Source organism: uncultured Agathobaculum sp. (genome assembly GCF_963927765.1).
Taxonomy (GTDB): Bacteria; Bacillota; Clostridia; order Oscillospirales; family Butyricicoccaceae; genus Agathobaculum.
Genome location: NZ_CAWVCU010000002.1, coordinates 1 through 5,956, shown reverse-complemented (window position 1 = coordinate 5,956; position 5,956 = coordinate 1). Strand labels below are relative to the sequence as shown.

6 protein-coding genes are annotated in these 5,956 nt (G+C 50.5%); 2 read left to right on the top strand and 4 right to left on the bottom strand.

The annotated features are described in order from the left end of the window. The first annotated feature begins 1 nt into the window (after position 1). Together htpG and ABGT74_RS00120 are read left to right on the top strand one after the other, a co-directional pair. Positions 2–1,864, top strand: a complete 1,863-nt coding sequence (htpG, locus tag ABGT74_RS00125) for a molecular chaperone HtpG (RefSeq protein ID WP_346703962.1) — start codon at positions 2–4, stop codon at positions 1,862–1,864. A gap of 46 nt (positions 1,865–1,910) precedes the next feature. Beyond that, positions 1,911–2,816, top strand: a complete 906-nt coding sequence (locus ABGT74_RS00120; RefSeq protein ID WP_346703963.1) for a YegS/Rv2252/BmrU family lipid kinase — start codon at positions 1,911–1,913, stop codon at positions 2,814–2,816. Positions 2,817–2,932: 116 nt separating this feature from the next. Here the strand turns inward: ABGT74_RS00120 and ABGT74_RS00115 are convergent, their stop codons facing one another. From ABGT74_RS00115 to ABGT74_RS00100, 4 genes are all read right to left on the bottom strand, one after another. Beyond that, on the bottom strand, positions 2,933–3,523 hold the full coding sequence (locus ABGT74_RS00115) for a dipicolinate synthase subunit B (RefSeq protein ID WP_346703961.1): 591 nt from the start codon (positions 3,521–3,523) through the stop codon (positions 2,933–2,935). Continuing rightward, positions 3,520–4,395 carry a dipicolinate synthase subunit DpsA gene (locus tag ABGT74_RS00110; protein WP_346703960.1) on the bottom strand — a complete coding sequence of 292 codons (876 nt, stop codon included), beginning with the start codon at positions 4,393–4,395 and terminating at the stop codon, positions 3,520–3,522. Before ABGT74_RS00110 ends, ABGT74_RS00115 begins: the two co-directional genes overlap by 4 nt. Before the next feature lie 161 nt (positions 4,396–4,556). Then, positions 4,557–4,997 carry an acyl-CoA thioesterase gene (locus ABGT74_RS00105; RefSeq protein WP_297282648.1) on the bottom strand — a complete coding sequence of 147 codons (441 nt, stop codon included), beginning with the start codon at positions 4,995–4,997 and terminating at the stop codon, positions 4,557–4,559. A 162-nt stretch (positions 4,998–5,159) separates the two neighbouring features. Next, complete coding sequence (locus ABGT74_RS00100) at positions 5,160–5,744, bottom strand: helix-turn-helix domain-containing protein (RefSeq protein WP_346703959.1); 585 nt, start codon at positions 5,742–5,744, stop codon at positions 5,160–5,162. Between the last annotated feature and the right edge of the window lie 212 nt (positions 5,745–5,956).

Sequence of the window (5,956 nt, the reverse complement as noted above, 5' to 3'; positions counted from 1 at the left end):
TTTGATGATCAATTCCATTTATACGCATAAGGAAATCTTTCTGCGTGAATTGATCTCGAATGCATCGGATGCAACGGATAAACTGTATTATAATGCAATGAAGGAAGGCCGAACTGGCATTACGCGCGACAGCCTGCCGATTGACATCACACTCGACAAAGAAAACCGCAAGTTTGTGATCGAGGATCACGGATGTGGCATGACTGCGGAAGAGTTGGAAAGCAATCTGGGCACAATTGCTCGCTCTGGTTCTCTGGCATTTAAAAAGGAAAACGACGCGATGGACGATGTGGATATCATCGGTCAATTTGGCGTAGGCTTTTATGCTGCGTTCATGGTTGCCAACCATGTAGAGGTTGTCTCTCGCGCGGTTGACAGCGAAGAAGCCAACCGTTGGGAGTCGGACGGTGCAGCAGGGTATACCATCACACCGTGCGAAAAAGCAGAAAATGGTACGCGTATTACGCTGACGATTAAGGAGAATACGGAAAACGAGAATTATGATGAATTCCTCGAGCCGTACCGTATCCAGTCTCTGGTGAAAAAGTACTCTGATTATATCCGATACCCGATTAAGATGGATATGACACGCTCGCGCATGAAGGAAAAGCCGGCAGATGCTGGCGAGGACTATCAGCCCGAGTGGGAGGAATATACTGAGAACACCACGCTCAACTCGATGGTTCCGATTTGGAAAAAATCCAAGAAGGAGCTCAAGGATGAGGATTACAATTCCTTCTATACCAGCAAGTTCTATGATTATCAGCCACCGCTGTGCCATATCCACACCAGCGTAGAGGGCGCAGTGACCTATACCGCAATACTGTTTATCCCAGCACATGCTCCGATGGATTATTACACCAAGGATTATGAAAAGGGATTGCAGCTCTATTCTAACGGCGTGCTGATTATGGATAAGTGCGCCGACCTGCTGCCCGATCATTTCAGCTTTGTACGCGGCATGGTGGATACGGCGGATCTTTCGCTGAATATTTCGCGTGAAATGCTGCAGCACGACCGTCATCTAAAGGCGATTGCGCAGAGTCTCGAAAAGAAGATCAAGAGCGAACTGCTAAAGATGCAGAAGGATCAGCGTGAAGATTATGAAAAGTTCTGGCAGGCGTTTGGCCGTCAGATCAAGTATGGTGCATATGTGCAGTACGGTGCCCATAAGGAACTTCTGCAGGATCTGTTGATGTATTATTCCTCGACCGAGGATAAGCTGGTCACGCTGGAAGAGTACGTTTCCCGCATGAAGGAAGAACAGAAGTATATCTATTATGCTTGCGGTGAAACGGTCGATAAGATCAAGCTTCTGCCCGCTATGGAAACGCTGCGCGATAAAGGCTACGAGGTACTGTGCCTGGATGATAATATCGACGAATTCTGCATCAAGATGTTGGCAAACTATCAAGAGAAGGAATTTAAGTCGATCGTCGATGCTGATCTGGGACTGGACAGCGAGGACGACAAGGAAGAGATCAAAAAGCTCACCGAGGAAAAGAGCGCATTGCTCACGGCACTGAGCGAAGCATTGTCCGGCAAGGTCAAAAAAGTGGAGCTGACGCGCCGGCTGAAAAGTCATCCGTGCTGTTTGCGCGCCGAAGGCCCGGTAACGCTGGAAATGGAAAAGGTGCTCAACCAGCAGGCGTTAGATGACAGCCAGCGCGTGCATGCAGAACGCGTGCTTGAGCTGAACGCTGAGCATCCGATTTTCCAGAAGCTGTGTCAGTTGCAGGAGGAGAATTCCGATCAGCTGAAAATCTATGCTGATATTTTGTATACGCAGGCACTGCTGATAGAAGGACTGCCGGTGGATGATCCGGTGGCATATGCAAATGCGGTTTGCGATTTGATTTCTTAATGTAAGGTTGCATGACGAAGGTAAGGAGGCGCGCCCGGTGAAAAAAATGCTATGGATCGTCAATCCGCATGCCGGACGGGGCGCAATGAGCGGAAAAATCATTGGCTGCATCGATGCGTTCCAACAAGCCGGTTATGAAGTGACGCTATATGTCACACAGGGTGCGCAGGATGCGACCCGCATGGTCCGCGAGCGCGCCGGAGAGTTTGACCGCATCGTTTGTGCGGGCGGTGACGGTACGCTCAACGAAGTGGTTACCGGCTTGATGGAGTCCGATGTGCGCCCACCGCTCGGTTATATCCCTGCAGGTACAACCAATGACTTTGCGCTCAGTTTGGGCATTTCTAAAGTGCCGGCAGAAGCCGCGACGGTTGCAGCAGGGAACAATTTGCAAGCGCTCGATATCGGTCGGTTTAACGAGCGATATTTCAACTATATTGCAGCATTTGGCGTCTTTACCGAGGTATCCTATGCAACGCCGCAGCAGTCCAAAAATATCTTTGGGCGTGCAGCCTATATTCTGGAGGGTGTGAAGGCATTAACCAACATCAAGCAGCATCATATTCGCGTGAGCAGTGCGGAAATGACGCTGGAAGATGACTTCATCTTTGGTATGGTTTCCAATTCAGTATCGGTTGGTGGTTTTAAGGCGATTACGCCGGACGGCGTTGCGTTAGATGACGGCCTGCACGAAGTGCTGCTAGTCTATCCGGTGGAAAATCCGATGGAACTGCAATGGCTGGTAAACGATCTTCTCACGCATAACACGGAATCAACACGATTTGTTTATTTCCGTACCGCGCAGATCACGTTCGATGCAGACGAAGCAGTACCGTGGACACTGGATGGAGAATTCGGCGGTGCGACACAACGAGCAGAGATTGCAAATTGTGCCCGTGCCATCACCTTTGCAACAGGAAGCAATGAAAATCTAGAACAGCCAGCACAATAAGCGCACGGCTTTCAAAGCATGATAAATAGCACCCCTTGATCGGTTTACCCGTTCAAGGGGTGTTTCTTTCTGAACGCACTATATAGTCAAGATACAGCTGACTGTCTGATATATCATTACTGCTCACCCGGACAGAGCAGAAGAGGCTGCAATTGTCTGCCTTCGAGTGCTGCGCCGATGGTTTCCGGTATGCGCACCATATCTGCTACCAGTGAACGCGGCTTAGCAAAGGGCGCATCCTGACGCATGGGGACGAAAAAGTAGTGCTTACGGTTGAGCAGAGTACCCAGATTCGCCGCGCTGCCAGACAGGGCATCGTTGGTAGAAACAGCCAAAACGACCGGTTTTTCTCCTCGCAGATGACTTTTAACCGCCATGGTGACTGTCGTATCCGTTACACCATGTGCGAGCTTTGCTAAGGTATTGCCGGTACAAGGAGCAACCACCATAATGTCGAACAGTTTCTTCGGACCGATGGGCTCTGCCGCAGGAATGCTGTCAATAATCTCACGCCCGGCTACTTCAATCAGGCGGTCACGCCACATATCGGCTGCACCAAAACGGGTGTCCAGTGTTGCGGCATGTGCGGATAAAATGGGGGTGACCTCGCAGCCGCGTGATACAAGCGTTTCGACCACAGGCAATACAGCAGAAAAAGTGCAGAAAGAACCGGTCAATGCAAAGCCGATGCGGATTGGCGGGGTCATAGGATACCCTCCTCATGTAATATATTGCAGATTGTATCATGGATAGCATGTGCCGCAGTGAGTGGGGCGACTTTGCCCGGTAAAGACAGGGCGTGCAGGATTCGGCATCCGGAGGGCAATTTGGCTTCCGGAGAAATGCCGCCGGGCATCGACGCCAAATCAATAATCAGGCAAGAATGGGCCAGTCCTGCCAATTCCGCAGTGCCGAGTACCGGCGCAGGAACCGTGTTGAAGATGATATCAAATTTGGCCAGATGTCCAGAAAGTTGCCGGGTATCCAACACCTGCATTCCTTGGGTTTCAATCCGGGCAAAATCGCGCGGTGAACGGGCAGATACCGTTACCTGCGCATCGAGCGCATGTAATTTCTGTGCCAGCAGTGCACCTATTCGCCCGTACCCGATCACCAAACACCGTGAGTGTTGGATGGTGTGCGCAGTCTGTTCCATAGCAAGCTGCAAAGCACCCTCACAGGTTGGAACCGCATTGCGTATGGCCAATTCATCACGCGCTAAGTAGTCGATCAAACGCAAATCATTCTGTACTGCGCGGGCATGCACCCCAAACGGCACTGAGCCAGCGAGCGTGACGGTGCCCGCAGGAATTGTGTCCAGGACGTCAAACAGCGGATAGGGGATATTGGACAGCGGCGCATTCAGCTGCGCATTTCCATGCTGAACGGGGAGCGGCAGGATCACGGCTTGCACATCGGTAAAACAGCTTCGCAAATCGCTAACAGCGGCACACCCTTCGATCGGATGGCGTTCCAGAGCAAAGGTTCGCACTGTGTGCCCATCCGCACACAGCAGTCCGGCGAGGTATGCTTGCCGGATATCGCCGCCGACAACCGCAAGGGTCGCCGATTGGTTCATAACAAATTCCTCCTTTGTCCCATCCTATGCATCAGATCGAATGACTGTGCTGCGGCGCAGAACAGAGAACTGCCAGAGAATCATAACAAAAGCGGCCAGCAGTGTAAACTGCTGGCCGAAAATAAGATGACTTTATTGCGCGTTAGATCTCTTTCAGGTCATTAGAATTGACCGTCATTCGCAGCATTCTGCCCTTCAAGCTGCGCGGCAAACACCTTGTCCAGCGCAGGCCAACTACGTTTGAGCGATACAGGGCGATTGTCACGCCCCATAAAGCAATGACGGCTTTCACCTTCGCAGCGTAACGCATTGGTTTGCGCATCCCGGATTTCATAATGCAGCGCCATGCGAACACCGTTGTATTCCGTAATTCGTGCGTCAATCAACACGGTATCGCCAAATCGTGCCATAGTCTTATACTTACAATGCACTTCCAGTACAGGGCTGCCAAAGCCCTCTGCCTCGATGCGGTCGTAACCATAGCCAAGCTGTTCCAGCAGTTCCACACGGGCTTCTTCAAACCATCGGATATAATTGGAATGATGGACAATGCCCATGCCGTCTGTTTCGTAGTATTGCACTTTGTGCTCATAAGGGGTCATAACATTCGTTCCTTTCCAAAAAGAAAGCGCTCATCGAGGCGCTTTGTGGCTTATTTAATGTAGTTTGCTGCGTATCAGACACAGCAGAAATGAAAGCGCGAACGATTTACGATTCTATCGTAGCACACAAACCGAGCTTTGTCGAGCGCCGCGCAAACAAATTCAAATACGCTGACAAAACAAACCGTGATGATTGCAATACCAATATAACATACCGTGACCGCGGATAAAAAAGCGGGTCTGTGCGTTGCCCTCTGGATAGAGTTTGACCATATCAAACCGATCGCCCGTGACGCAAGCCATAAAGGAAATATAATGACTTTTGGTCATCGGATGATTGACGGTGACATAGTGCTCGTGCTCCACAACTTCGTACTGTATGGCGTGCGCTTCGTCCGGTTCTTCGGCCTCAAGGGGCGGCAGCGTAATGCCGCAGCAGGAAATTACAGCCGGACCAGTGCTGTGCAGCACATTGCCGCAGATCGGGCACACATAGAACTTAGAGCGCAATAGATTTGCTGCACGGTTAGTATTGATTACCTGTTCTCCGCTCAGTAGTTCCGGCACCGAGACCTGCAGCACATTTGCCAAGGATTCGAGCAGGGAAATATCAGGGAAACCTTTCCCTGTTTCCCATTTGGATATGGCTTTATCACTGACACACAATTTTTCGGCTAGCTGCGCTTGTGTCAGATGCTTTTTCTCGCGCAGCTGTTTGATGACAGCGCCTGTAATGTAATGATTCATTATCTTATTCTCTCCTCTCATACAGCAGAATATCATGCTTTTTATTGTAGAGCAACCTACGCTGCGTAGAGTCATGAAAGGAAAGAGGGCAAATACATAAAGCGGCGGCACCTATGTGCCGCCGCTCAGACTGTCGAGGAACCCGGTTCATGCGTCAAGCATGGACCGGGTTTCTTGCGTATAGAGGGCAAAAGAGGATAAAAACAAATGAA

What these genes read in the sequence shown, in the direction of transcription:
- ABGT74_RS00115 (WP_346703961.1), bottom strand. Translation starts at nt 3,523, where the DNA reads ATGACCCCGCCAATCCGCATCGGCTTTGCATTGACCGGTTCTTTCTGC.
- ABGT74_RS00100 (WP_346703959.1), bottom strand. Translation starts at nt 5,744, where the DNA reads ATGAATCATTACATTACAGGCGCTGTCATCAAACAGCTGCGCGAGAAA.
- ABGT74_RS00105 (WP_297282648.1), bottom strand. Translation starts at nt 4,997, where the DNA reads ATGACCCCTTATGAGCACAAAGTGCAATACTACGAAACAGACGGCATG.
- ABGT74_RS00110 (WP_346703960.1), bottom strand. Translation starts at nt 4,395, where the DNA reads ATGAACCAATCGGCGACCCTTGCGGTTGTCGGCGGCGATATCCGGCAA.
- ABGT74_RS00120 (WP_346703963.1), top strand. Translation starts at nt 1,911, where the DNA reads ATGCTATGGATCGTCAATCCGCATGCCGGACGGGGCGCAATGAGCGGA.